General features: G+C 70.4%; 25 protein-coding genes and 2 pseudogenes. 12 read left to right on the forward strand and 15 right to left on the reverse strand.

Going from position 1 to position 22,683, the window contains the following annotated elements; genetic code table 11:
- Positions 1–70: 70 nt before the first annotated feature.
- Both ACZ69M_RS23335 and ACZ69M_RS23340 read right to left on the reverse strand, forming a co-directional pair.
- Entirely contained in the window at positions 71–2,074 is a 2,004-nt protein-coding gene (locus ACZ69M_RS23335) for an alpha-1,4-glucan--maltose-1-phosphate maltosyltransferase (RefSeq protein ID WP_470052473.1), read from the reverse strand.
- A gap of 77 nt (positions 2,075–2,151) precedes the next feature.
- Positions 2,152–2,463: a DUF5133 domain-containing protein gene (locus ACZ69M_RS23340; RefSeq protein ID WP_470052475.1), complete on the reverse strand. Its 312-nt coding sequence runs from the start codon at positions 2,461–2,463 to the stop codon at positions 2,152–2,154.
- Between the two features lie 304 nt (positions 2,464–2,767).
- Between ACZ69M_RS23340 and ACZ69M_RS23345 the strand changes: the two genes are divergently transcribed.
- The gene (locus ACZ69M_RS23345; protein ID WP_470052477.1) at positions 2,768–3,283 is read left to right on the forward strand and encodes a pep a2; all 516 of its coding nucleotides are present in this window, start codon (positions 2,768–2,770) and stop codon (positions 3,281–3,283) included.
- Positions 3,284–3,424: 141 nt separating this feature from the next.
- Positions 3,425–4,822: an FAD-binding oxidoreductase gene (locus ACZ69M_RS23350; protein ID WP_470052479.1), complete on the forward strand. Its 1,398-nt coding sequence runs from the start codon at positions 3,425–3,427 to the stop codon at positions 4,820–4,822.
- On the opposite strand, the gene ACZ69M_RS23355 is transcribed toward ACZ69M_RS23350, so the two are convergent.
- The 4 genes from ACZ69M_RS23355 to ACZ69M_RS23370 form a co-directional block, all read right to left on the reverse strand.
- Complete coding sequence (locus tag ACZ69M_RS23355; protein WP_075029307.1) at positions 4,823–5,632, reverse strand: SAM-dependent methyltransferase; 810 nt, start codon at positions 5,630–5,632, stop codon at positions 4,823–4,825.
- Between the two features lie 30 nt (positions 5,633–5,662).
- Positions 5,663–6,163, reverse strand: coding sequence for a hypothetical protein (locus ACZ69M_RS23360; protein WP_470052481.1), 501 nt, complete (start codon positions 6,161–6,163; stop codon positions 5,663–5,665).
- A gap of 230 nt (positions 6,164–6,393) precedes the next feature.
- Positions 6,394–6,639 (reverse strand): DUF397 domain-containing protein, encoded by a 246-nt coding sequence (locus tag ACZ69M_RS23365; protein WP_101406967.1) that lies wholly within the window; start codon positions 6,637–6,639, stop codon positions 6,394–6,396.
- Positions 6,640–6,642: 3 nt separating this feature from the next.
- Positions 6,643–7,464, reverse strand: a complete 822-nt coding sequence (locus ACZ69M_RS23370; RefSeq protein WP_470053173.1) for a helix-turn-helix domain-containing protein — start codon at positions 7,462–7,464, stop codon at positions 6,643–6,645.
- 295 nt (positions 7,465–7,759) lie between these two features.
- Between ACZ69M_RS23370 and ACZ69M_RS23375 the strand changes: the two genes are divergently transcribed.
- Entirely contained in the window at positions 7,760–9,172 is a 1,413-nt protein-coding gene (locus tag ACZ69M_RS23375) for a hypothetical protein (protein WP_470052483.1), read from the forward strand.
- Positions 9,173–9,312: 140 nt separating this feature from the next.
- Here ACZ69M_RS23375 and ACZ69M_RS23380 read toward each other — a convergent pair whose 3' ends face one another.
- Positions 9,313–10,104: an SDR family NAD(P)-dependent oxidoreductase gene (locus tag ACZ69M_RS23380; protein ID WP_470052485.1), complete on the reverse strand. Its 792-nt coding sequence runs from the start codon at positions 10,102–10,104 to the stop codon at positions 9,313–9,315.
- Between the two features lie 174 nt (positions 10,105–10,278).
- Between ACZ69M_RS23380 and ACZ69M_RS23385 the strand changes: the two genes are divergently transcribed.
- From ACZ69M_RS23385 to ACZ69M_RS23395, 3 genes are all read left to right on the forward strand, one after another.
- Positions 10,279–10,761 (forward strand): ATP-binding protein, encoded by a 483-nt coding sequence (locus ACZ69M_RS23385; protein ID WP_470052487.1) that lies wholly within the window; start codon positions 10,279–10,281, stop codon positions 10,759–10,761.
- Positions 10,758–11,348: a DUF6624 domain-containing protein gene (locus tag ACZ69M_RS23390; RefSeq protein WP_470052489.1), complete on the forward strand. Its 591-nt coding sequence runs from the start codon at positions 10,758–10,760 to the stop codon at positions 11,346–11,348. Before ACZ69M_RS23385 ends, ACZ69M_RS23390 begins: the two co-directional genes overlap by 4 nt.
- Positions 11,349–11,529: 181 nt before the next feature.
- On the forward strand, positions 11,530–12,048 hold the full coding sequence (locus ACZ69M_RS23395) for a hypothetical protein (RefSeq protein WP_099925902.1): 519 nt from the start codon (positions 11,530–11,532) through the stop codon (positions 12,046–12,048).
- Positions 12,049–12,068: 20 nt separating this feature from the next.
- On the opposite strand, the gene ACZ69M_RS23400 is transcribed toward ACZ69M_RS23395, so the two are convergent.
- From ACZ69M_RS23400 to ACZ69M_RS23420, 5 genes are all read right to left on the reverse strand, one after another.
- Positions 12,069–13,220, reverse strand: coding sequence for an MFS transporter (locus ACZ69M_RS23400; RefSeq protein ID WP_470053175.1), 1,152 nt, complete (start codon positions 13,218–13,220; stop codon positions 12,069–12,071).
- A 351-nt stretch (positions 13,221–13,571) separates the two neighbouring features.
- Positions 13,572–14,441: a LysR family transcriptional regulator gene (locus ACZ69M_RS23405; RefSeq protein ID WP_470052491.1), complete on the reverse strand. Its 870-nt coding sequence runs from the start codon at positions 14,439–14,441 to the stop codon at positions 13,572–13,574.
- 97 nt (positions 14,442–14,538) lie between these two features.
- Complete coding sequence (locus ACZ69M_RS23410; protein WP_403692700.1) at positions 14,539–15,219, reverse strand: response regulator transcription factor; 681 nt, start codon at positions 15,217–15,219, stop codon at positions 14,539–14,541.
- Positions 15,216–16,430 (reverse strand): sensor histidine kinase, encoded by a 1,215-nt coding sequence (locus tag ACZ69M_RS23415; RefSeq protein WP_470052494.1) that lies wholly within the window; start codon positions 16,428–16,430, stop codon positions 15,216–15,218. The genes ACZ69M_RS23410 and ACZ69M_RS23415 overlap by 4 nt, the downstream gene beginning before the upstream one ends.
- A 214-nt stretch (positions 16,431–16,644) precedes the next feature.
- The gene (locus ACZ69M_RS23420; protein WP_470052495.1) at positions 16,645–17,244 is read right to left on the reverse strand and encodes a TetR/AcrR family transcriptional regulator; all 600 of its coding nucleotides are present in this window, start codon (positions 17,242–17,244) and stop codon (positions 16,645–16,647) included.
- A 123-nt stretch (positions 17,245–17,367) separates the two neighbouring features.
- Between ACZ69M_RS23420 and ACZ69M_RS23425 the strand changes: the two are divergent.
- Positions 17,368–17,562: pseudogene (locus ACZ69M_RS23425) on the forward strand (MarR family transcriptional regulator); the annotation flags it as partial.
- Here ACZ69M_RS23425 and ACZ69M_RS23430 read toward each other — a convergent pair.
- Positions 17,507–17,725, reverse strand: a pseudogene (locus tag ACZ69M_RS23430) (RNA-guided endonuclease TnpB family protein); the annotation flags it as partial. The pseudogenes ACZ69M_RS23425 and ACZ69M_RS23430 sit on opposite strands and share 56 nt — an antisense overlap.
- 42 nt (positions 17,726–17,767) lie before the next feature.
- On the opposite strand from ACZ69M_RS23430, the gene ACZ69M_RS23435 reads away from it, so the two are divergent.
- The 4 genes from ACZ69M_RS23435 to ACZ69M_RS23450 all read left to right on the forward strand — a co-directional run bounded on the left by ACZ69M_RS23435 (position 17,768) and on the right by ACZ69M_RS23450 (position 20,471).
- Entirely contained in the window at positions 17,768–17,974 is a 207-nt protein-coding gene (locus tag ACZ69M_RS23435; protein ID WP_470052497.1) for an Arc family DNA-binding protein, read from the forward strand.
- A gap of 80 nt (positions 17,975–18,054) precedes the next feature.
- The gene (locus ACZ69M_RS23440) at positions 18,055–18,744 is read left to right on the forward strand and encodes a response regulator transcription factor (RefSeq protein WP_470052499.1); all 690 of its coding nucleotides are present in this window, start codon (positions 18,055–18,057) and stop codon (positions 18,742–18,744) included.
- Between the two features lie 333 nt (positions 18,745–19,077).
- Positions 19,078–19,275 carry a ferredoxin gene (locus ACZ69M_RS23445; RefSeq protein ID WP_054235675.1) on the forward strand — a complete coding sequence of 66 codons (198 nt, stop codon included), beginning with the start codon at positions 19,078–19,080 and terminating at the stop codon, positions 19,273–19,275.
- Positions 19,272–20,471 carry an NAD(P)/FAD-dependent oxidoreductase gene (locus ACZ69M_RS23450; protein ID WP_470052501.1) on the forward strand — a complete coding sequence of 400 codons (1,200 nt, stop codon included), beginning with the start codon at positions 19,272–19,274 and terminating at the stop codon, positions 20,469–20,471. The genes ACZ69M_RS23445 and ACZ69M_RS23450 overlap by 4 nt, the downstream gene beginning before the upstream one ends.
- Positions 20,472–20,547: 76 nt before the next feature.
- Here the strand turns inward: ACZ69M_RS23450 and ACZ69M_RS23455 are convergent, their stop codons facing one another.
- A complete protein-coding gene (locus ACZ69M_RS23455; RefSeq protein WP_470052503.1) occupies positions 20,548–21,600 on the reverse strand; it encodes an NAD(P)H-dependent amine dehydrogenase family protein in 1,053 nt (350 codons plus the stop codon).
- 98 nt (positions 21,601–21,698) lie between these two features.
- Complete coding sequence (locus tag ACZ69M_RS23460; RefSeq protein ID WP_470052505.1) at positions 21,699–22,292, reverse strand: TetR/AcrR family transcriptional regulator; 594 nt, start codon at positions 22,290–22,292, stop codon at positions 21,699–21,701.
- 199 nt (positions 22,293–22,491) lie between these two features.
- On the opposite strand from ACZ69M_RS23460, the gene ACZ69M_RS23465 reads away from it, so the two are divergent.
- Positions 22,492–22,683, forward strand: a complete 192-nt coding sequence (locus ACZ69M_RS23465) for a hypothetical protein (RefSeq protein WP_470052507.1) — start codon at positions 22,492–22,494, stop codon at positions 22,681–22,683.

Raw genomic sequence — 22,683 nt, forward strand, 5'->3', positions numbered from 1 at the left:
TTGAACCAGTCGGGGTCGCGGTCCCTGGCCGGGGTGTCCTCGAAAGTGTCCGGGACGGGCTCGTTGACGATCATGTGGTGGGTGACCCTCCGATCCGCGGTGAGGTGTCGACGGCGAGCACATGCGCACCGCCCGGCCCCAGTCGCACGAAGTTGGCCCTGCCCCAGTGGTAGGTCTCGCCGGTGAGCTCGTCGCGCACCGGCACGGACTCCTGCCAGTCCAGGCCGAGTTGCGGCATGTCCAACGAGACCGTCGCCTCCTGGGTGTGGTGGGGGTCGAGGTTGGCCACCACCACGACCGTGTCGTCGTCCGAGCGCTTGCTGTAGGCGATCAGGGCCTCGTTGTCGGTCTGGTGGAAGTGCAGGTTCCGTAGCGCGTGCAGAGCCTTGTGGCGCCGTCTGATCCGGTTCAGCTCCGTGATCAGCGGTGCGATCGTGCGGCCCTCGCGCGCGGCCGACTCCCAGTCACGTGGACGCAGTTCGTACTTCTCGGAGTTCCGGTACTCCTCGCTGGCGGGCCCGACCGGAGCGTTCTCGCACAGCTCGTACCCGGCGTAGACCCCCCACGAGGGCGAGAGGGTGGCGGCGAGCACGGCGCGTACTTCGAAGGCGGGCCGACCGCCCCGCTGGAGATGGCCGGGCAGGATGTCGGGGGTGTTCACGAAGAGGTTGGGACGCATGAAGGCGGCCGTCCCGCTCGACAGTTCGGTGAGGTAGTCGGTGAGCTCCTGCTTGGTATTGCGCCAGGTGAAATAGGTGTACGACTGCTGGAAGCCGACCGCCGCGAGCGTGTGCATGATCGCGGGCCGGGTGAACGCCTCGGCCAGGAAGATCACGTCAGGGTCGGTGCGGTTGATGTCCGCGATGACCCGCTCCCAGAAGACGACCGGTTTGGTGTGCGGGTTGTCGACGCGGAAGATCCGCACGCCGTGGCTCATCCAGTGGCGCAGCACCCGCAGCGTCTCCTGGACCAGCCCCGGCATGTCCTGGTCGAAGGCGATCGGATAGATGTCCTGGTACTTCTTCGGCGGATTCTCCGCGTACGCGATCGACCCGTCGGCCCGGTGGTGGAACCACTCGGGATGCTTCTGCACCCACGGATGGTCCGGCGAGCACTGGAGCGCGAAGTCGAGCGCGACCTCGAGCCGCAGTTGGGTGGCCCGGCGCACGAACGCGTCGAAGTCCTCGATCGTGCCGAGATCCGGGTGGATCGCGTCGTGGCCGCCCTCGGGAGAACCGATCGCCCAGGGCACGCCGACATCCCGACGGCTCGCCGACAGGCTGTTGTTGGGGCCCTTGCGGAAGGTGGTACCGATGGGGTGCACCGGCGGGAGGTACACGACGTCGAAGCCCATCCCGGCGATGGCGGGCAGGCGTTCGGCGGCGCTGCGGAACGTGCCGTGCACCGACGGGTCCAGCTGTCCGCTCTCCGAACGCGGGAAGAACTCGTACCAGGCGCCGTACAACGCCCGCTTCCGTTCCACGAGCAGGGGCATCGGCACCGAGCGGGAGACCCGTTCCCGCAGGGGGTGTGCGGTGAGCACCGCCGTCGCTTCCGGGGCCAGGGCGGCGGTGAGACGAGCCGTCGGCCGCCGGGAGTCGTCGCGCAGGGCGTGCGCCGCGGCGCGTACGACCTCCTGGCCGGCCGGGTCGGGTACCGCGTCCGCGGCCCGCTCGTACAGCGCGGCACCCTCCTCCAGGACCAGACCGGCGTCGATCCCGGCCGGGACCTTGATGGCGGCGGTGTGGCGCCAGGCGGCCACGGGATCGCTCCAGGCCTCCACCAGGCAGGTCCAATGGCCCACGGATTCCGGTGTGACCTCGGCGCCCCAGCGATCGGTGCCCGGGGCGAGCTCACGCATCGCGGCGCGCGGGCCGGGCCGGCCGCTCTGATCGAACAGGACGACTTCGGCGCCGAGCACATCCCGGCCCTCGCCGAAGACGGTGGCGGTGACCTCGAAGGTCTCCCCGACGACCGCCTTGGCGGGGCGCCGGCCGTGCTCGACGACCGGCTGGACGTCCACGATCGGGATACGGCCGATCGGGTCACGGCCATGGGCCGGATGTGCCTCCATGTTTCGCCTCCGCCGTCCTCGCGCCCTGCCCCCTCGGTTCAGAGCTGCACCGAAAATTCCCGACACCACGGTCCGTCTCAGGGACGCCTGCCGACCGCTCGACCCGCTCCCCGCCCCTGAGGTCCCTGGGAGAGCTGAGAGCCCCGCGCGCGGTGCGCCACCGTCATCGACGACAGCGCGGCAGCCGGTGCCTCGTCCCGCAGATAGTGCTCGGCGGCGTCCACCGCCTCCCGCGCGCAGCGCTTCCCCATCAGCACGCACAGGGTGTACCCCGTGTTCTCGAAGTTGCCCCGCACCGTGTGGTCGGCGGGGGCCATGAGCAACAGGCGTTCCCAGGCCCGGTATTGCTCCAGATGCCTGGCGACCTCGGCTTTGGCAGGAAGCAGCATGGGCCGGTCACCTTTCCACTCTCGCGACTGCGCACGGGACACCCGGCTGATGCCAAACGGCCGTGCACGGAAGGGCACCGACCCACTACGGAGGGCGGTGCCCTCACTCATGGTGCCCGCACGGGCACTCAGCGTCTTGTTGGCTCTTCAACGACATGCGCTCGGGCTCTCGTGTTGCACGAACGGAGTAGCACTCGCACTCTGGGACTGACTCAAAAGCGATCAGTGCTCACGCTTCGTGATCGGGGCTCGGTCCGAGAAGGGCGAGGAGAGGCGAGAGCTTCGCCGTGAGGAGCCAACGAAGATGAAACCTGCAGTGCCCTGCTACTACCACCTCGACGTGGAGGTCAGCCCGGAGCGGGTTGGCCAGGTCAAGCGCATATTGGGGGCCCATCTCCGGTACTGGAACCTGGATACGCTCGTCGATTCCGTCTGCCACTGTGCGGAAGCGCTGCTGCACACGATCGACCGGCACGCGACGGACAAGAACACCACCATCGAGATGTGGTGGAACGGTTCCCACCTCATCACCGCGGTCTCCGACAACGACCAGGATCTCCGCCCGCACAACGAGCCCCAGGGCTGTCTGGCGCAGATCGCCGCCCTCAGTGACGGCTGGGGCTGCTGCGCCACCGGCGCCGGCGGCAAGATCATCTGGTTCTCCTGGCGGGCCCGCGCGGCCGAGCATGCTCCGCTGGTCCCGGCCACGCCCATGCCCAGTCTGCGGGAGGCGCGCCGGACGCCGCGTCAGGTGGCGTTGCCGGAACCGGCGCTCGCGGTGTCCCGGCATGACACGGAGGCCGTGACCGCTGTGACGTGATCACGACGACCGAGGGGCGGGGACCAACCACCCGCCCCGGCGGTTGTGCAGAACAGGCGCGCCGGATCCATCGGAGGGAGACTGGAGCCAGGGCCCCGGACACGGGTGCCCTGAAACCGGCCCCCAGGCGGGGGGAGGCGTATGTCCATCACGACGGCAGCGGCGGCGCGCCAGGAACTGACCGAATTCAAGGGGCAGCTGGTCGCACCCGGCGATTCCGGGTACGACGAGGCGCGTACTGTCTACAACGCGATGATCGACCGGCGGCCCGCCCTGGTGGCGAGGTGTGCCGGCGCCGAGGACGTCTCCCACGTCATCGGCTTCGCCCGCGACCACGGTCTTCCGCTCGCCGTGCGGGGCGGCGGCCACCATGGCGCGGGCCTGGGGGTCTGCGACGACGGCGTGGTCCTCGACCTCTCACCGCTCAAGGACATCGAGGTCGATCCGGGGGCCCGCACGGTACGGGCCTCGGGCGGCTGTGTGTGGGGCGAGGTCGACCGTGCCACCCACGAGTACGGCCTGGCCACACCCGCCGGCATCATCTCCACGACGGGAGTCGCCGGCCTCACTCTGGGCGGCGGCATCGGGCATCTCACCCGCAAGTACGGGCTGACCGTCGACAATCTCCTGGCGGCCGACCTCGTCCTGGCGAGTGGCGAGCGCGTGCGCGCGAGCGACACGGAGAACACCGACCTGTACTGGGCGATCCGCGGGGGCGGCGGCAACTTCGGAGTCGTCACCTCGTTCCTGTTCCGGCTGCGTGAGGTGAGTACCGTGGTCGCCGGCCCCACCTTCTGGCCCGCCGAACTCGGCGCCGAAGTACTCACCGCCTACCGCGACTTCCTCCCGGACGCCCCCCGCGAGCTGAACGCCTTCTTCCTGTTCGGCTCCGTGCCGCCCGGCCCGCCGTTCCCCGAGGAGATCCATCTGCGCAAGGTCTGCGGGGTCGTCTGGTGCCGCGTCGGGGACGACACCGAGGCGGCGGCCGCGGAGATGGCACCCCTCCTGGACGCCGTGCCCGAGCCGCTGTTGCACGGAGCGGCGCCGATGCCGTACCCCGCGCTGCAGTCCGCGTTCGACGGGATCTACCCGCCCGGCGACCAGTGGTACTGGCGCGCGGACTTCGTCGACGAGATCCCCGACGAGGCGGTCGCGTCGCACCTCGGGTACGGCGCCGAACCGCCGACCTGGAAATCGGCGATGCACTTGTACCCGATCGACGGCGCCGTCCACGACATCGCACCGGCGGACACCGCCTGGAGCTACCGCAACGCGCGCTGGGCGACCGTGTACGCGGGCGTGGACTCCGATCCGGCCGGCGCCGAGCGCGTCAAGCGGTGGAGCGTCGACTACTCCGACGCCCTGCACCCGTACTCCGCGGGCGGGGCCTACGTGAACATGATGATGGAGGAGGGCCAGGAGCGCGTACGGGCCAGTTACCGCGACAACTACGCCCGCCTGGCCCGTATCAAGGCCGACCGCGACCCGGACAACCTGTTCCGCCTCAACCAGAACATCCGACCGGCGCCGCGCACCTGATCACGGTTTGAGGGCCACCCCGCCGTGCACGTCCGTGGGCTCCGGTGCGGTGCCGGGCTCGGGGCGCCACAGGGGGCAGGAGACGATGCCGGGTTCGATCAGCTCCAGGCCCTCGTAGTACGCGGTGATCTGCTCCGGGCTGCGCAGCACGTAGGGGACGGCGCCCGTGTCGTCGTAACCCTGCTGGGCCTGCTTGAGCGCGGCGTCGGTGTCGGTGCTGTCGTAGTGCACGAAGTAGCTGCCGGAGGGCAGGGCGGCCTGGAGGGTGCGGACGATCGACTTGGCCTCCTCGTAGTCCTGGATGTGGCCGAGGATGCCCATGAGCATCAGGGCGACGGGCTGGTCGAAGTCCAGGATCCGGCTCGCCGCCTCGACGATCTTCTCGGGCTCGTGCAGATCCGCGTCGATGTAGTTGGTGACGCCCTCGGGGGTGCTGGTCAGCAGTGCCTGGGCGTGCCGCAGCACCAGGGGGTCGTTGTCCACGTAGACGATGCGCGACTCGGGCGCCACCCGCTGGGCGACCTGGTGGGTGTTGTCGTACGAAGGCAGGCCGGTGCCGATGTCCAGGAACTGGCGGATGCCGAGCTCACCGGCGACGAAGGTCACGGTCCTGATCAGGTACTCGCGGGAGGCCCGGGCCATCGTCTCGATGTTCGGCGCGACCTCGCGGTAGGCGTCGCCCGCGATCCGGTCGACCTCGTAGTTGTCCTTCCCGCCCATCCAGTAGTTCCAGATGCGGGCCGAGTGCGGCACCGTGGTGTCGATCTTGGACAACGCCTCTTGGTCGGGGTTGGGCCGGCCGTCTGCCATGGATGTCTCCTGCCTCCGTCACGCGGTCTGTCAATAACCTACCGTCAACTGCCTTTCACACAGCCCGAGTTGCTGGTGATGGCTGGCAGGGCCGCAGATGGGGTGGCCGAGGTCCTTGGCCTCCAGGGTCACCACGGGGACGTGCTGGGCGAGGGTGTGCAGCGCCCGTTCGTACGCGTCGACCGCCTCCGTGTCGTGCGTCTCGCCGGTCACATGGACGAGGGCCCCGTCGCGTTCCGCCACCGCTTCGGCGAAGTCGAGGGCCTGGATCCACGTCACCCGGGAGCGTCCGCGGCGCAGCGGTCCGTACACCAGCTCGTGGACGAGACTGCCGTCGACGGCCAGCCGGCCCGACGCGGCGAGGAGTTCGCGGTACGGCTGGGTGGGGTCCACGTGATGGAGGGGGCCGCGGCAGAGCCGGACCAGGAATCCGTGCCGCGCCAGCTCGGCGATCAGGGCGCTTCTGCCGATTCCGTCCGGACCGTCGACGACCAGGGTCCGGCACCGGGTGAGGGCCTGGCCGAGGATCACCCCCGCGCCTTGCGACAAGGACCGGTGCGCATACCGCTCCCTCCGGGACGACCGATTCCCTCAGTGTGGACGGACGACCCGCACGGCGGGAGTGGGCGTGCGGGTTGTCCGGTTGTGCGGGCGTAGTGGTTGTGCGGGCGTAGTGGTGGTGCGGGCGTGGTGATGGTGCGGCTCCGGTGATGGCCCGAGGAGCGGACGCCTCTCCCGGCCTCAGGCGGTCGGCGAGCGCGTCAGGCGACGAGGAAGTCGGCCTGGCCGGACTTCGCGCCTTCGAGGAACGAGATCATCTCGTCCCGGGTGTACACCAGCGCGGGCCCGTCCGGGTCCGTGGACTGGCGGAAGGCCACACTGCCGTCGGGCAGTCGCTTGGCCTCGACACAACTCCCGCCGTTCGTACCGCTCCAGGGCTTCTCCCAGCCCTCCGTGCCCAGGTCGACGGCCGGCATGCCACTGTAAATGGGGCCCTTGAATCCCATGGATCACAACTCCTTACGCAATTCAGCCAGGATGGCCCTGGTCCGAGCGACCGGTTCCGCCTGCACGGACATCCGGTCCAGTACTTCGAGATAGGTGACGACGTCGCCGGGCCGGTCGACATAGACCGCGCCGGCCAGGCTTTCCGTGTAGATGACGTCGGGCAGTTCGGAGAAGCCGAAGCGGAAGTGGTGGAACGGACCGAAGGCGCCGGGGTGTGCCCCCACCCCGAAGCGCATGACCTGGATCCGGACCTTCGGCATGTCCAGGACCTCGTGCAGCCGGTCGATCTGGGCCCGCATCACCTCGGCCCCGCCCACCGGGCGGCGTAGCACCGTCTCGTCGAGGATGGCCCAGATGGCGGGCGCGTCCGGCTTGGCTAGCAGGTCCTGCCGCCTGGTCCGCAGGGCGACACGACGGGCGACGTCCTCCTTCGACTCGTTGGGGAAGCCCACGTGCATGAGCGCGGTGGCGTAGTCGTTCGTCTGCAACAGGCCCGGCACGTAGTGGGGTTCGTAGAGACGGATGACGCTGGCCTCGCTCTCCAGGCTCACGTAGGCGCTGAACCACTCGGGCAGCACGTCGCGGTACTTGTACCACCAGCCCGGCTGGTTGGCCTCCCGGGCCAGCGCGAGGAAGTCGTCGATCTCCGTCGCCGGCACCCCGTAGGTGCGCAGCAACTCCTTCACATAGGGGATCCGGAGGCCGACCTCGGCCTTCTCGATCCGGCGGACCGTCAGTGGAGTGACCTCGATCGCCCGTGCCGCCTCCTCGAACGACACTCCCGCCTGTTCCCTCAGCTGCTTGAGCCGCTTGCCGAGAACCATCCGCAGGACCGTGGGTGCGCTGCCGCCCGAGCGGTTGTCACTCACGTCCTACCTCCCGGTACGGCTGTATCACAGCGTGCAGTGTGCCACGGGGTCGTTGACAGAGACAGGGTGATGCGGATCGTTCTGAAATTATCAGAACGCCGGTTGCGTGTTGAGCCTGTCGGCGACCATAGTGATCGAGTGACCTGTCGCACAGTCCCTGGCGACATTCGTTCAACTGTGCTGTGCCGTAATGAAATTGATGGGCGGGCGGATACGGGCGCAGCCGTACGGACCGTGATGCGAGACCTGGGTGGCCACCGTGACCGACGGACAATCAAGGAGCGCAGGCAAGGGCCCCGGCGGGGCCAACTCGGCGCTGGCGGTCGCCCTCAAGGAAGCCGGTTGCTCCTACGCCTCCCTCGCCCTCAGGGTCAACGAACTGGGCCGCCGCCAAGGCGTGGACTCCAACTACGACAAGGCGTCGGTCACCCGCTGGCTCCAGGGCCAGCAACCGCGGGGCACCACACCGGAGTTGATCGCCGCCGTAGTCTCCGGACGGCTCGGCCGCGCCGTGTCGCCCGCGGACCTCGGCTTCCACTCCGATCAGCAGCGCCCGGTCGCGGGCCGGGCCCTGGTCTATGGCGAGGACGTGGCGGAGACCCTGCACACCCTGGCCGAGCTGGGCTCCACCGACATCTCCCGCCGCAGTCTCCTCGGCTCGGTGCCCTTCGTCGCCGCCGCGCTGACGAACCCCCAACGAGAGTGGCTGCTGTGGCTGTTGGAGCAGCAGGAGGCCTTCCGTCCGACGGTGGTGGCGAGCGGCGGGCCCGTCGAGCAGGTGCACGCGATGATCGCCATGTTCGACCAGATGGACAACCACTACGGCGGTGGCGGGGTGCGCACCAGCATCGTGCACTACCTCTCCACCGAGGTGGTCCCCCTGCTCCAGCGCCGCGGCACCCCGTCACACCTGCAACGGCAGTTGTACGCCGCGGCCGCGCGCCTCGCCGCGATGGCCGGCTGGAGCTCGTACGACGCGGGGGAGTACGGGCTCGCGCAGCGGTACATGACCCAGGGCCTGCGCCTGTGCGCCGAGGGGCGCGACCGGGTGCTGGGCGGCCAGATCCTGGCCGGGCTCTCCCATCTGGCCACCAGCCTCGGCCGCCCCGACGAGGGGGTGGCGCTGGCCCGGGCCGGAGTCGCCACCGCGAAGGGGGCGGGCAGCCCGCTCGGACTGATGCGCCTGTACGCCATGGCGGCACGCGGACATGCCGCACAGGGTCACTCGTGCGACGCCTCGGAGGCGCTGCGCCTGGCGGAAGGGCAACTGGACATGAGCCGGGGCCCCGACCAGGAATCCGTCTGGGTGCGCTACCTCGACCACCACTATCTCCAGGCCGAGGCCGCCCTGTGCTTCCGTGACCTGGGGCTCGCCGCCCAGGCCGAACGCACGGCGAGCGAGTCGCTGAGGGCGAACGCCGACCGGCGCAGACGCCAGGCCATCAGCCGCTCGGTGCTCGCGACCGCGCATCTCCAGCAGGACCGGCTCGACGAGGCCGTCGGCACGGCCACCGAAGCGCTGGACACCCTCAGTACCGTGCACAGTGAACGGTCGATCCAGGCCCTGCGCGACTTCCGTACCCGTCTGGAGCCACGCCGCCACGAGCCGATGGTGCAGGAGTTCCAGCGCAGGTCCCGTGCGGTGCTGGGGGCGGTCGCATGACGGGGAGCGCGGCGGTCGGTCCGGTGGGTGACTTAGCGGGAGGGGTCGCTGGGACGGGAGCGGTCGCTGAGACGGGAAGGGGCCCTGAGGCGGGAGCGGGCCCTGGGGTCGGCAGGGTCCCTGGGACAGGAGCGGTCGGCTCAGTAGCCGTCCGGCGAGGGTGCGTTCTGGGCGCGGTCCACGGGGAGGTGCGCTCCGGAGATACCGCTCGACCAGTCGGACAGCAGAAACACCACCACCCGGGCGACCTCCTGCGGAGCGACCGGCGCTCCGCTCGGAAGCTCCGTCGCCACGAATCCCGCGTACGCCTCGGGGTCCTCCCGGCGCATCCGGTCCCAGCGCCTGCCCGGGATGAGCATCGACCCGGGGGAGACGGCGTTCACCCGGATTCCGTCCGGCCCCAGTTCACGGGCGAGCGAGGCGGCCAACTGGATCTGGGCGGACTTCGCCACCCCGTACTGGACGGGCGGCCCGGGCTTCCAGCCGGAGATCGACGAGATCACCACGACCGATCCGCCCCCGGCGGCCCGCAGATGCGGCACCGCGGCCCGGACCAGGCGCGCGGCATGGCCGACGTTCACTTCCCAGGTCGCCGCCCAGTCCTCGGCGTCCGTCTCCTCGAAGCGGCCGCCGCGCGAACCGCCCGCACAGGCCACCACCCCGTCGAGCCCGCCGAAACGATTCGCCATGGCCGCGACAAACGCCTCCAGGTGCTCCGGCTCGGTGACGTCCAGCGCCTGGGTGAACAGCGGGGAGTCCAGCGATGCCGCCAGCGCCGCCAGGTCGCCCGCGCCGCGCGCGCAGGTCCCCACCCGGGCCCCTTCGGCGGCGAGCAGCCGCACGATCTGCTCGCCGAGACCCCGCGTTCCACCGGTGACCAGCACGCGCTTGCCGCGCACCCCCGACCACCCGGTGGGATCGTCTGGGCGCACCGGTGTCCGGCTCCCGCTCACGTTCCTCACCCGATCGAACATACATCCCATGTCACTACGTGCCTGCAACCGGACAACCCCGATACCCCCTGGTCGGCGCGGGGCCGTGCCCTGTTGGCTGCACGGGCAGCCACCGAGCACATCCCCCACCCGCGCTGCAACGAAGGAGAACCGATGACGGCATCCAGGGCTCAGCGCCGCGGGCCGTCGCCCTCACCGCGGCGCGACGCCGCCGTGCTGCCCAGGACCCACCCCAGCCTGGTGCGGACCACGGTCCCCGCCCACCCCTCGCGCGCGGCCGGCGTGCGGGACATGGTCGCCGAGCTCCTCACCCCGCTGCGCCTGCCCTCCGAGTGCCTCGACAACGCTGTCCTCGCCACGGACGAGCTGTTCGCCAACGCGGTCAGACACGGCAGTCCCGGCCCCCGCGACACGATCACCGTCACCCTGGAACACATCGGGCACGAGCTGCGGGTGACGGTCGCCGACCGTTCGTCCGCCCTGCCGCGACCGCGCGACACGGGCGGCGCCGAGGAGTCGGGACGCGGACTGGCCATCGTGGCCGCTCTGACGGACGACTGGGGCATCGCACCGGCCGACCCCGGCACCACGGGCAAGAAGGTGTGGTTCACCCTGGCGCTCCGGGGCATGCCATGAACCGATTACCGGGGCACCGGACGGTCGGCCCGCCGACGGAGCCGGACGGAGCACCGGTGGAGCCGGGGCCCGCGTCCGCGGGGATCCTCCCGGCACTCGCCGCCGCGCTTGCCCGGGAACTCTCGCGCCGGGCCGACGAGGAGCGGCACCTGATGCGGCAGGCGCGGACGAACCCCACCCCACAGGTCCGGCGCGGCCTCGTCGCGTGCCGCAGGACCAATGCCGACGCCCTCGGAACGATCGTCCGCCGACACGGCTGGCCGGCCGCGGACCTGGTCGGCGCGCCCGCCTCGACCGCGGCCCTGATGATCCTGCTGCACGCCCCGGACCTCGACTTCCAGCTCCGCTGCCGCGACCTGATCGCCCAGGCCACCGCCGACGGCCGCTGCCCCGGCCCGCACCACGCCTACATCGCCGATCACTGCGCGGTCGAACTGGGCCAGCCCCAGTTCTACGGCACCCGGGTCGACCCCGCGACCTTCCGCCCGTATCCGATCAGGCGGCCCGAGACCCTCGAGGAGCGGCGCCGAGACGTCGGCCTCGGCCCCCTCGACGAGCAGATGCGGACGCTGCGCCGCGGTGCCTGAGAACGTGATGTGCAGCACGCGCGGAAATGTCCCCCTGGTGGCAGGGACACGGGTTCTGGCTGGGCACGGCTTGATCGCCGATCAAGGAGGGCAAAAACGCTGGCCACGGCGCGTTCCGCCCATTTGACACCCCGTTGAGGGCACAGATAGGAAACAGCTCTCTGAGGTGGAGAGGTGGACCGTGCACGAACCGAACGTGGTCGGGGACTGGCAGGAGTACGACGAGCACGCCGGCCTGCGCGTCCGCGTCCACGGGGTGGAGCGGGCGGAGCCGCCGCGCGGACGCGACGACGCCGCCGAAGGGCTGACCTACTTCCGGTGCCGGGTGACCGTCGAGAACCGTGGTGGCGAGCACTTCGGCATCCATCTCGAGGACGGCCAGATGGACATCCGGGTCGGCCCCGACGGTGAGAGCGCCTTCCTGGACTGGCGGAACTCCCAGTTCATCGAGGGCTACGACGTCTACCCCCTGCGCCGGGCCACCGCGGTCCTCTTCGCCGCGGGCCCGGACGCCTCCCTGCCCCGGGTGGACATCCAGATCCAGCTGAAGGTCGACGACGAGTGGACCGACCGGTACCTGTGGGTCGGCGGCATCGACCTCTACGAGGGTTCGGTCGATGCCGCCGCCCGCTCCGACTCGGCGCGGGACAGCCTCGCCTGTCAGGTGAGCAACTTCCTGCGGGGGGAAGCGGGATCGTGACCCGCTCCCCGGGTCACTGATCAGGCCGTACGGCGTTCCGTCGTCCAGTGGAGCAGGCCCAGCACCGGCAGGGCGGCGCCCAGGACGGTGACCGCGCTCCAGCCGGCCGCGTGGTAGGCGATCGAGCCGAGCTGGGAGCCGAGCGCGCCGCCGACGAAGAAGATCGCGATGAACGCGCTGTTGAGGCGGGCGCGGGCGTTCGGGTCGAGTTGGTAGATGGTGTGCTGACCGAGGATCAGGGTGGACTGCACAGCCGTGTCGATCAGGATCGCGGCCAGGGCGATCAGGGTGATGTGGGACTGACCGAAGCCCGCGAGCGCGAAGGCCAGGGCCGCGACGGCGAAGGCGATTCCGGTCATGGGACGGACGAGCCCGCGGTCGGCCCAGTGACCGGCGAACGGGGCGACGGCCGCACCGGCCGCGCCGACGAGCGCGAAGAGGCCGACACCGATGGGCGAGTAGTGGAAGTGGGGGCCGGTCAGGACGTACGACACGGTGGTCCAGAACGCGCTGAACGCACCGAACATCGCCGCCTGGTAGAGGCCCCGGCGCAGCAACACGGGGTGGTGGCGCACCAGTTGGAGCGTGGAGCGCAGGACATGGGCGTACGGCATGGTCGTGGTCGGCGCGTGCTGCGGCAGGGCCGCGCGCAGGGCCAGGGCCAGCAGGGCCATCAGGACGGCGGAGCCGAGGTACACCACCCGCCAGCCCGCCACGTCGGAGACCAGGCTGCTGAGGGTGCGGGAGAGCAGGATGCCGGTGAGCAGGCCGCTCATCACCCGGCCGACGATCCGGCCGCGGGCGTGGTCGGGGGCGAGGCTCGCCGCGAAGGGGATCAGTATCTGGGCGACGACCGAGGTGCCTCCGCTGATCAGGGAGGCGATCAGCAGCATGGGGAAGTTGGTGGCCAGACCCGCGGCGACCAGGGCGAGCGTGGTGACCGTCAGGAGCACGCTGATCAGTCCGCGCTTCTCCAACCGGTCGCCGAGCGGGACGAGGAAGAGCATGCCCAGGACGTAGCCGACCTGGGTGAGGGTGATGAGTCCGCCGGCCGCCGCCGTGCCGACATGGAACACGTCGCGCAGCGAGGACAGCAGGGGCTGGGCGTAGTACAGGTTGGCGACCGTCATGCCGGAGGCGACGGCGAAGAGGGCGACCAGCCAGCCCGGCACGCCGTGCGCCGCCTGCGCGGTGGCGGTCTGGCCCGGTGACTTGAGGACGGGGGACGACTTGGACACGGACACGGGCACCTTCTCGGGAAGGGAACCGGTGGAGCGGTTCGGGAAACGCCGGGGGTGGTCGAGCGGCCTCATTGCCGCTCGCACGGTTTCCTCAGCGCCCGAGAAGCCTCCGTGCTTCCCCTGCCGTGGCGATGATTTCGAATGTCAGTCATCTCCGGACGAGATGGGCTGAGAGATCGAGCTCAAAGATCGAGTTCAGAGATCGGGCTCAGAGGTCGAGCTGATAGATCGAGCCGAGGGATGAGCCACTTCGTCCCTCCGTCGCCTCCCGCGCCACACCCGTCAGGCCATGTGCCGCAGCAGGGCCGCGACCGCCGGGGGCACCTCCCCGCGAGGCTGGACCACCATGATCTTCCAGCTCGGCGCGTGCCGGTCGAAGCGGTGCTTGTGCAGGTCGGGGAAGCGGTCGGCGATCGAGATGGGCATGACGCACACACCGAGGTCGGCGCGGACGAGTTCCGACGCCGCGACGATGTCGTTCACCTCGAAGGTCGACTCGCGCTCGACGGCGGCAGCACGGAACGCCCGGTCGACGGCGAGGCGGATCGCCCAGCCGGGCGTGAAGTCCACCAGCGGCAGCCGGGCCGCTTCGGCGAGCGTGACCCTCCCCTCGGGCGCGGCCCCGCCCAGGGCCCGGCCCGGCGCGGACACCAGCACCATGTCCTCCCGGGCGAGCAGCCGGGTCACGAGACCGCGCTGCTGCTGACGGTCGAGGGCGACCACCGCCAGATCCACCGTGCCCTCGCGCAACGCCTGGCGGATGTCGGTCACGGCCCCCTGCCGCAGCCGCACCACCACGCCCGGATGCTCCGCGCGCAGCGCGGCCAGCGGGCGGTGCAGGTCGGCCCACACCCCCTGCATGGTGCCGATCGTCACCCGTCCGCGCAGCTGTCCCCGCGCGGCGTCGACCGCCGACCGCGCCTGTTCGGCGGCCCGCAACGTCGCCCGCGCGGCCGGTACGAAGGCCTCGCCCGCCGGCGTCAGCGACACCCGGTGCGTGGTGCGGTCGAACAGCGGGGTCCCGAGCTCCCGCTCCAGCGCGCGCACGGTGCTCGACACGGCGGACTGCACCACGTGCAGCCGCTGCGCAGCGGCGGTGAACCCGCCCTCCTCCGCCACCGCGACGACGACCTCCATCTGCCGCAGATCCATGTCCTCTCCCGATGCCCCGGTTCATCTCTCACAGAGATCCTGCTCCTCCTGGGCTATCACAGGACGGGGCGGGGCGGCCTCCCGGCGTGGTGCGGTGTCAGGGGGTGGGGGGTGTGGCGGTGACGAGGCCGGTCTGGTAGGCGATGACGACGAGTTGGGCGCGGTCGCGGGCGCCGAGTTTGGTCATGGCGCGGTGGACGTGGGTGCGGACGGTGAGGGGGCTGACGGTGAGTTGGTCGGCGATCTCGCTGTTGGAGTGACCTTCGGCGGCGAGTGCCATGACTTCGCGTTCGCGGGCGGTGAGGGTGGTGAGGGCCTCGGGAGGTGCGAGGGGGGCGTTGGGAGTGGGGGTGGTGAGGAAGCGGGTGATGAGGGTGCGGGTGGCTTGGGGGGAGAGGAGGGTGTCGCCGGCGGCGACGGTGCGGATGGCGTCGAGGAGGGCGTCGGCGCCGACGTCTTTGCCGAGGAAGCCGCTGGCTCCGGCGCGGAGGGCCTGGGCGACGTATTCGTCGATTTCGAAGGTGGTGAGGATGAGGACGCGGGTGGAGTCGAGGTGGGGGTCGGCGCAGATGGTGGCGGTGGCGGTGAGGCCGTCGGTGTGGGGCATGCGGATGTCCATGAGGACGACGTCGGGCTGGTGGATGCGGGCGAGGTCGACGGCTTCTTTGCCGTTGGTGGCCTCGTCGACGACTTCGAGGTCGGGGCAGGAGTCGATCAGGATCCGGAAGGTCGCCCGGAGCAGGGCCTGATCGTCGGCGAGCAGCACACTGATGGTCATGGGGCGCGGTCCTCTTCCGGGGCGGGCGTGTACAGCGGCAGATCCGTGGTGACCTCGAAGCCGCCCTCGGCCCGGTGATCGGCCCTGAGCCGGCCGCCCACGGACAGGGCGCGCTCACGCATGCCGATGAGACCGAAACCGTGGCCCGGGGCCGGAGCGGCGGTCACCGTGGTCTCCCCCTCGTCGGTGACCGTGATGGTCAGCCGGTTGTGGGAGTAGACGAGCCGCACGTGGGCGGTGTCCGAGGCGGCGTGCTTGGTGACGTTGGTCAGCGCCTCCTGAATGATGCGGAAGGCGGTCAGGTCCACTCCCGGTGACAGCGGGCATGCCGCGCCCTCGGTGGTGACGTCGACCTTGAGTCCGGCGGTCGCGAACGCGGCCGTGAGTTCCGGGAGCTGGTCAAGGCCCGGGGAGGGTTCCAGCGGCGCGTCGGGGTCGTCGGTCTGGCGCAGCAGCCCGACGGTGGCCTTGAGTTCGCGCAGCGCCGATGCGGTGGTGCCGGCGAGGTCGTCGAGGATCTTCTGCACCTGCTGGGGATGGGTGCGCGCGAGATGGGCGGCCGTCCCGGCCTGCGCGTTGGCCAGCGCGAGGTGGTGGGCGACGACGTCGTGCAGCTCACGGGCGATCCGCATGCGCTCCTCGGCCACCCGGTGCCGCGCCTCCTCCTCACGGGTGCGCTCGGCGATCTCCGCGCGGGCGTGCACGGCCTCCAGGTAGTCGGCCCGCAGCCGGGTGGCGGTGCCCCAGGTGATGGGCACCAGCACCCAGAAGACGGGGCCGACCGTCTTGAGGACGAGGGACAGCGGTTGGTGATAGGAGTCGACGAGCAGCGCCGTGGTGACCAGCAGCGCGGTGGTGCCGGCCAGGCCGATGCGCGTGGTCCTGCGGTCGGTCTGGCCGGCCAGCCAGTACAGCGCGGCCATGAGCGGTGCCAGCAGCAGGGGAGTGATCAGATAGCCCAGGGCGCTGGCGGCGTTGGCGGTGGCCGCGGTCACCGCCACCACCGTGAGCGGGTACCTGCGGTGCCACATCAGGGCCAGGGCACCGATGCCGCCCAGGAGCACACCGGGCCACGGAGCGATGTGCCGGCCGATGGGTTCCCCGCTGGTCCAGGTGCTGCCGAGAGCGGCGGCGGCGAACAGCAGCAGAACGACCGCCACCTGCAGGACGCGGGGGTGGTCCTCGGCGAACCGCTGCTGGCTGGTGCTCATCGGGAAGGTTTCCTGTCGGGTGCTGTGACCATGGTGAACCATTTCAGCTTGCCTGAGCAGGAACGTGCCGTCGTCATGTGTGTGCCGACTCTCCCGGCTACTGAGAACGCAGTATCAAACGCCTGGTATGTGCTACCTGAGCATGACGAGCGGTCCCCCTCCCGGGCGCACGCCCGCCGCGCGCGGGGACGCCGGTACGAACGTGGGCGTCGGTCTAGTCCTCGGTCACCAGGATGAGGTCGAGGAAACGGTTCAGCGGTTCGATGATGTCGAGGCGCTGGTTGAGCAGCCACTGCGCCTGAAGGCCGTTGAGTACCGCCTGGAAAAGGGTCGCCGCACTGTCCGGACCGAGGCCCTCCCGCAGCTTCCCCTGCGCCTCCAGTTCCCGCAGGCGTCGCGTGACATGGGTGCGGCTGCGCTCGTACCGCTCGACGAAGTAACCGTGCGCGGGGTGGTCCGGCCGAGAGGCGGCCGCCGCCAGCTCCAGCCACAGACGCATCAGCTCGGGGGTCTTCTGGTGGCGCACCAGCAGAGTGCCGAGGTAGGGCGCGAGCGCTTCGAGGCTGTCGACCTCGGCCACGCCCTCCTCCCACTCCTCGGTGTCGCGCTGGGCGAGCACCTCGGCGAGCAGTTCGTCCTTGCTGCGGAAGTGGTGCAGGAGACCGGCGTGGGTGATGCCGGCCCGCTCGGCGATGTCGCGGAGCGAGGCCCGGGCGTATCCGCGCTCGGCGAAGCTGTCGCGCGCCGCGCGCACGATCTCCGCTCGCCGGGCCGGTGTCTTCGCGTACGGGCCACGTGCCTTCCCCTGATCCACCAGCGCATCGTAGCGCTGTGTGAGCGCTTGCTATGCGGACGGCATTCGGCCGAGGGGATTGCTTGACGTAGGCAAGCGTATTGGAGCTTGCTTGAGTCAGGCAAGTAGTGCTGTCTTGAGGGTATGCCCGCACCAGTGCCACAGGCGCCAGCCTCGTCCGACGTGGTCGAGATCGAGCGAGCCCTCAATCGCATCTCCTGCCTGAACAGCCGGGTCCGGCAGCACGATCGCCTGATGGCCATGGCCGGACTGCGGTTGGACCGTGCCGCGGTGGCGCTGCTGCGGCAGATGGCCGACTCCGATCCCATGCGTCCCGGTCGCCCTCGACGCCAGCCGGGTTCAGGCCTGCCCGGACGAGCATCACGCGGGCGGAGTTTTTGTCTCTGGGGGAGACGACTTTGCACGCGGTGCAGGTGTAGGTGCGCTCGGACAACGGCAGCGCGTGCTTGGTTCTCGCTCCGCACGATGCGCAGTCCATGGTGCCCCGTCGGCTTCCCTCGGCGTCGTCATGCACCGTAGCGTCATGATTCGTTTCTCACTCCGGATCCCGGCAGACCTACATGAACAGGTGACCGCCCGCGCCGCCGCGGACCGGCGGTCCCTCAACTCCGAGATCCTCCACCTCCTGGAGGTCGCCCTCACCGCTCCCCGGCCGGACGCCGGACCGCCCGGCGGCGATCCGGCGTCCCCTGCCCCGCTCCGCGGGAAACCGGATTCCTCCCCGGCCTGAAGGCCGGGGCATCCTCCGGGAATCCCGGTGAAGTCGTGATGCTCCAGCTCCGCACGAATGGTCGCTCCAGGGACGGAAACATGAGTGAGAAGCGGTCGCCGGCTCGCGGCGACGGACAACACGTCCTGGTCGTCGTCGAGGACGCCGAGACCACCGAACTGCTCGCGACGACCATGGAGTTGGCGGGCTATCGGGTCAGTACGGCGAGCTCCGGCGCCGAGGCCATGGTGCGCCTCGTCGAGCACCGCTTCGACCTGGTCGTCCTCGACGTGACCCTGCCCGATCTGCAGGGCCTCTCGCGCGGGAGCCGCTTCACGCCCGTCGATCGCCCCCCGGTGCTCTTCCTGACCGCCTATCAGACCCTGGGTCGGCTCATCCCCGAACTCGGTGCCGGCAGGGAGGACTACGTCACCAAGCCGTTCCGGATCGCCGAGGTCCTCGCGCGGGCCGAGGTGCTGCTGCGCGACCGCGGACCCGTACGGGAAGGACCGTCCTACGGAGACCTGGTCCTCGACGACGACACCTGTCAGGCGTGGCGCGGCCAACGGGAGATCGACCTCACCCCCGGGGAGTACCGACTGCTGCGGCATCTGCTGGTCAACGCCGAGCGGGTGCTGTCCAAGGAGCAGATCCGCCGTCATGTGTGGGGCGAGGGTCGTGCCGACAACGCGATCGAGAAGCTCGTCTCCCGTCTGCGGCACAAGGTGGACCGGGAAGGTCCCGTGCTGATCCACACCCGCAGGGGCTTCGGGTACTGGCTAGGCCACTGACCTCGCCCGTGATGGTGATCTGCGTCACGTCAGCTTGTGGTCAGGGAACTGACCGGAGCGTGTCAGTCCGGTCCGGTTGCATATGCGTACTGGTCTTTTCGTCGTTCTTCGTTCTCCGTCCTGACGGAGCCCCCCATCGAGGGGTGCCATGGCCGCGCCGTCGGTCCAGGCGCCGGTGGAGCCGTGTGACCCGAAGCCGGTCGCAAAGGTTCGCATCTGGGACGCGAGCACTCCGACACGGGTTCTTCCCTTGCGACTGCGACTGCGACTGCGACTGCGACTGCGACTGCGCACCGACCTGTACTGACGTGTACCGACCGAAAGGAAAAGATCATGCGTGTGGAACTGGACGAACCGAAGTGCGTCGCGTCCGGGCAGTGCGTGATGGCTTCACCCGAGGTGTTCGACCAGCGGGAGGACGACGGCGTCGCGATCCTGCTGGCGGAGGAGCCCGGTGCCGAACTGCTCGACGGCGTGCGCGAGGCCGTCGCGATCTGCCCGGCCGCGGCGATCCGGCTGGTCGAGAAGTGAGGCGGATCCTGGTCGTCGGCGCCTCGGCCGCCGGGCTCGCGGCGGCCGAGACGCTGCGCCGGGAGGGGTACGACGGCACGCTCACCCTCGTCGGTGAGGAGGCCCACCTGCCCTACGACCGTCCGCCGCTGTCCAAGCAGATCCTCTCCGGCGAGTGGAGCCCGGAACGGTTGCCGCTGCGCGCCCGTGCCGATCTCGACGCCCTCGACCTCGACCTGCGTCTGGGGCACGCCGCGACAGGCCTCGACCTCGCCGGGCACGCGGTACTGCTGGCCGACGGGGCGCGACTGCCGTACGACGGCCTGATCGTGGCGACCGGCGTACGGCCGCGCAGGCTGCCCGGCGAGGGGGACGCGCATGTGCTGCGCACCCTGGACGACGCGCTGGCCCTCAGGGACCGGCTGGGGCCAGGGCGGCGACTCGTGGTCGTCGGTGCGGGGTTCCTCGGCGCGGAGGCCGCCGCGGTGGCGCGGGGGCTGGGCACGGAGGTCACGCTCCTCGAGCCGGCGCCGGTTCCGCTGGCCCACGCGGTCGGTGAGCAGGTGGGACGGGTCCTGTCGGGGGCTCATCTGGACCACGGCGTGGACCTGCGCACCGGGGTCGGTGTGGCCGAGGTGTCCGACAGCGGCGTACGGCTCACGGACGGGGAACTGGTCGCGGCCGACGAGGTGTTGGTGGCGATCGGTTCGCTGCCGAACACCGAGTGGCTGGAGGGCAGCGGCCTGAAGGTGGCCGACGGGCTCGTGTGCGACGAGTACAGTGCCGCCGCGCCGGGTGTGTACGGGGCCGGGGACGTGGCCCGCTGGCACAATCCGCTGTTCGGCACGTCGATGCGGATCGAGCACCGGACCAACGCCGCAGAGCAGGGCATGGCCGCCGCCCGCAATCTGCTCCGTCCGGACGCGCGCAAGCCGTTCGCGCCGGTGCCGTACTTCTGGTCGGACCAGTACGACATGAAGGTGCAGGCGTTCGGCCATCTGCGCGGACACGACGAAGTCGCCGTGGTGGAAGGCGAGTTGGCCGCACGTCGGTTTGTGGTCGCCTACCGTACCGGTGACCGTCTGGTGGGGGCCCTGGCGATCGGTATGCCGCCCAAGGCGATCCGCGGCTGGCGCCAGGCCGTGGCCACCGGTGCGTCATGGCGCGAGGCCGTCGACGCGCCGCCGCCTTCCGGGGCCTCGGCCCGTCGGACGTAGGCCACGGCGCCGAGGATCCCGTAACGGCCGGTGGCCGGTGTGCTGTTGGGGCTCAGCGGCTCAGCGGCTCAGCGGCTCAGCCGAGCCGGGCCACGATGTGCGGAAGGTCGGCCGTCGAGCGGATTCCGGGGGGCGCCTCGCACAGGACCGGTACGGCGTTGACGGCGCGGTTCGCCGTGTACGAGGGTGACACGGCGGCCATCCGGTCCAGGGGCACCGGGAAGCGCAGGTCGATGTCGAGCGGCGCGTCGCCGTCGACCGTGATGTGCCAGCCGGTGGCGCGGACGTCCCAGGCGCGGTCGAGGTCGGTGGTGCAGTACCAGGTGGCTCGGAAGCGCAGCAACGGTCGGCCGCCGCGCAGTCCCGAGACCGTGATCCGCTGGGCGGCCACGGTGTTCGGCCGCAGGGTGCCCGCCGCGATGTGGACGGGGCGGGGCGCGGTCGCGACCTCCCCCTCGGCCTCCACCGAGTCGAGCGGGATCGAGAGCGTGTCGGCGACCATGTGCAGCGACGGACCGAAGCTGTCGCGGACCACGGACAGCCGGCGCTCGTCGTACTCGGCGGGGGGCTTGCCGAACCCCATCACGTCGAAGAGGAGTGCGGGCGAGTCGCGCTGGGAGAGATCGGCGAACTCCTCGATCGTCAGGCCGTCGAGCCGCCGTTGGATCGAGCTCAGGGCGAGGGGCAGCGCCTCCGTGATGAACCCCGGGCTGCTGCCGGTGCTGTGGATCGAGGACTTGCCGCTCTCGCACGCGGCCTCGACCCGCTCGCGCACCGCGGGGTCGAGACTGGCGGCACGATGGAACTCGCCGCGCGTCGTCACGACGTTCGCGCCCGAGGCCAGCAACCGGCACACCTCGTCCATGTCGCAGGCGCGCGGCGTGTAGAGGACACAGTCGGCGCCGAGCGCCACGATCTCGTCGATGTCGTGGGTGGCGATCACACCCGTCGGGCCCAGGCCGCACAGCTCGCCCGCGTCACGCCCCGCCTTGTCCGGCGTGTGCGCGTACAGCCCGGCCAGCGTCAGGTCCGGATGTTCGAGGACCGCCCGCAGCGCATGGGAGCCGATGGTGCCGCTGGCCCATTGGACGACCCGGTAGTGAGGCCTGGCGTCCGTCCGTACGGTCATGGGAACCCCCTGATCCTCCGGCACAATGATGAGAACCATACTCTCCGAAGGGGAGAATGGAACTCCCTGCGTGGGGGGTCAGAGGGTCCGGGCCCGTGTTACGCGGAGGCGGACCTGCCCGCCGTGGCCGGAACGCCCGAGATGCCGCCCAGGCAGAACTGCCAGACCTCCTCGGAGGTCACCGGGTGGGCGTGGCTGTCGGCGGGGACGCCGTGGGCCTGCGAGGCGAACATGACGGTCTGCATGACGAGGGCGGCCTGACGGCGGGGTTTCCCGCCGGCGATGAGACCCGCCTCGGCGGCCCGCTCGATGATCTCGGTGAAGACCGTGAGCAGCGGGATGTGGGCGGTCGCCACCTGCTCGGGGTGCTTGACCAGCAGTTGCAGCGCGAAGTCGTTGAACAGCGGGCGCTGGACGCCGGGGCTGGGGTGCGACTGCTCGTAGAGCGTCTCGACGGCGATCCGCAGGCGCTGCAGCGGGTCGCTCTCGGTGGCGGCGGCCTCGCGGACCTTGGCGGCGCCCATCGAGAGGGCGTCCTCGAACAGAGCGAGGAGCAGTTCGTGCTTGCCGTCGAAGTGCTGGTAGAAGCTGCGCAGAGACTGCTTCGAGCGGTCGACGACCTCCTGGACCGTGAAGTCGGTCGTGCCCTTCTCGACGATCAACTCCTGTGCCGAGTCCAGGAAGCGCTGCACGCGTTGCTCCGCGCGAAGCTTCGCGGCACGGGTCGATCGCTCTACGGCGCGCTGGCGCCACGCTGGTTCTTCGGGGACTGCGGTCACTTGCAGAACGATACTCCACTTCAGTGGGAATAAGTTGCGGCGCCCTACCGAATCGCGCATCACAGGTTACGAGACTCTTACTTGCATTCACTGAGAATGTTATTCTCACCTCATGTATCTGGGATGGCAGGCGAAGCCGGGCGACCCCGCCGCCGAGTGCCTGGAGCTGATCGAGCGTCACCGGGTCACGCGCGCACCGTTCGTCCCCACCCTGTCCGTCCGCATGTTCAAGCTGCCCGCCGCCGACGTGAGGGGCCTGCTCCGGGAGACGTACTGGCGGAACCACGAAACGAGGATCGTCTGA

The organism is Streptomyces sp. NPDC107454, assembly GCF_055582885.1.

Coding starts and splice junctions, on each gene's coding strand:
- ACZ69M_RS23335 (WP_470052473.1), bottom strand. CDS start 2,074: ATGGAGGCACATCCGGCCCATGGCCGTGACCCGATCGGCCGTATCCCG.
- ACZ69M_RS23340 (WP_470052475.1), bottom strand. CDS start 2,463: ATGCTGCTTCCTGCCAAAGCCGAGGTCGCCAGGCATCTGGAGCAATAC.
- ACZ69M_RS23345 (WP_470052477.1), top strand. CDS start 2,768: ATGAAACCTGCAGTGCCCTGCTACTACCACCTCGACGTGGAGGTCAGC.
- ACZ69M_RS23350 (WP_470052479.1), top strand. CDS start 3,425: ATGTCCATCACGACGGCAGCGGCGGCGCGCCAGGAACTGACCGAATTC.
- ACZ69M_RS23355 (WP_075029307.1), bottom strand. CDS start 5,632: ATGGCAGACGGCCGGCCCAACCCCGACCAAGAGGCGTTGTCCAAGATC.
- ACZ69M_RS23365 (WP_101406967.1), bottom strand. CDS start 6,639: ATGGGATTCAAGGGCCCCATTTACAGTGGCATGCCGGCCGTCGACCTG.
- ACZ69M_RS23370 (WP_470053173.1), bottom strand. CDS start 7,464: ATGGTTCTCGGCAAGCGGCTCAAGCAGCTGAGGGAACAGGCGGGAGTG.
- ACZ69M_RS23385 (WP_470052487.1), top strand. CDS start 10,279: ATGACGGCATCCAGGGCTCAGCGCCGCGGGCCGTCGCCCTCACCGCGG.
- ACZ69M_RS23390 (WP_470052489.1), top strand. CDS start 10,758: ATGAACCGATTACCGGGGCACCGGACGGTCGGCCCGCCGACGGAGCCG.
- ACZ69M_RS23405 (WP_470052491.1), bottom strand. CDS start 14,441: ATGGATCTGCGGCAGATGGAGGTCGTCGTCGCGGTGGCGGAGGAGGGC.
- ACZ69M_RS23410 (WP_403692700.1), bottom strand. CDS start 15,219: ATGACCATCAGTGTGCTGCTCGCCGACGATCAGGCCCTGCTCCGGGCG.
- ACZ69M_RS23415 (WP_470052494.1), bottom strand. CDS start 16,430: ATGAGCACCAGCCAGCAGCGGTTCGCCGAGGACCACCCCCGCGTCCTG.
- ACZ69M_RS23435 (WP_470052497.1), top strand. CDS start 17,768: ATGATTCGTTTCTCACTCCGGATCCCGGCAGACCTACATGAACAGGTG.
- ACZ69M_RS23440 (WP_470052499.1), top strand. CDS start 18,055: ATGAGTGAGAAGCGGTCGCCGGCTCGCGGCGACGGACAACACGTCCTG.
- ACZ69M_RS23445 (WP_054235675.1), top strand. CDS start 19,078: ATGCGTGTGGAACTGGACGAACCGAAGTGCGTCGCGTCCGGGCAGTGC.
- ACZ69M_RS23455 (WP_470052503.1), bottom strand. CDS start 21,600: ATGACCGTACGGACGGACGCCAGGCCTCACTACCGGGTCGTCCAATGG.
- ACZ69M_RS23465 (WP_470052507.1), top strand. CDS start 22,492: ATGTATCTGGGATGGCAGGCGAAGCCGGGCGACCCCGCCGCCGAGTGC.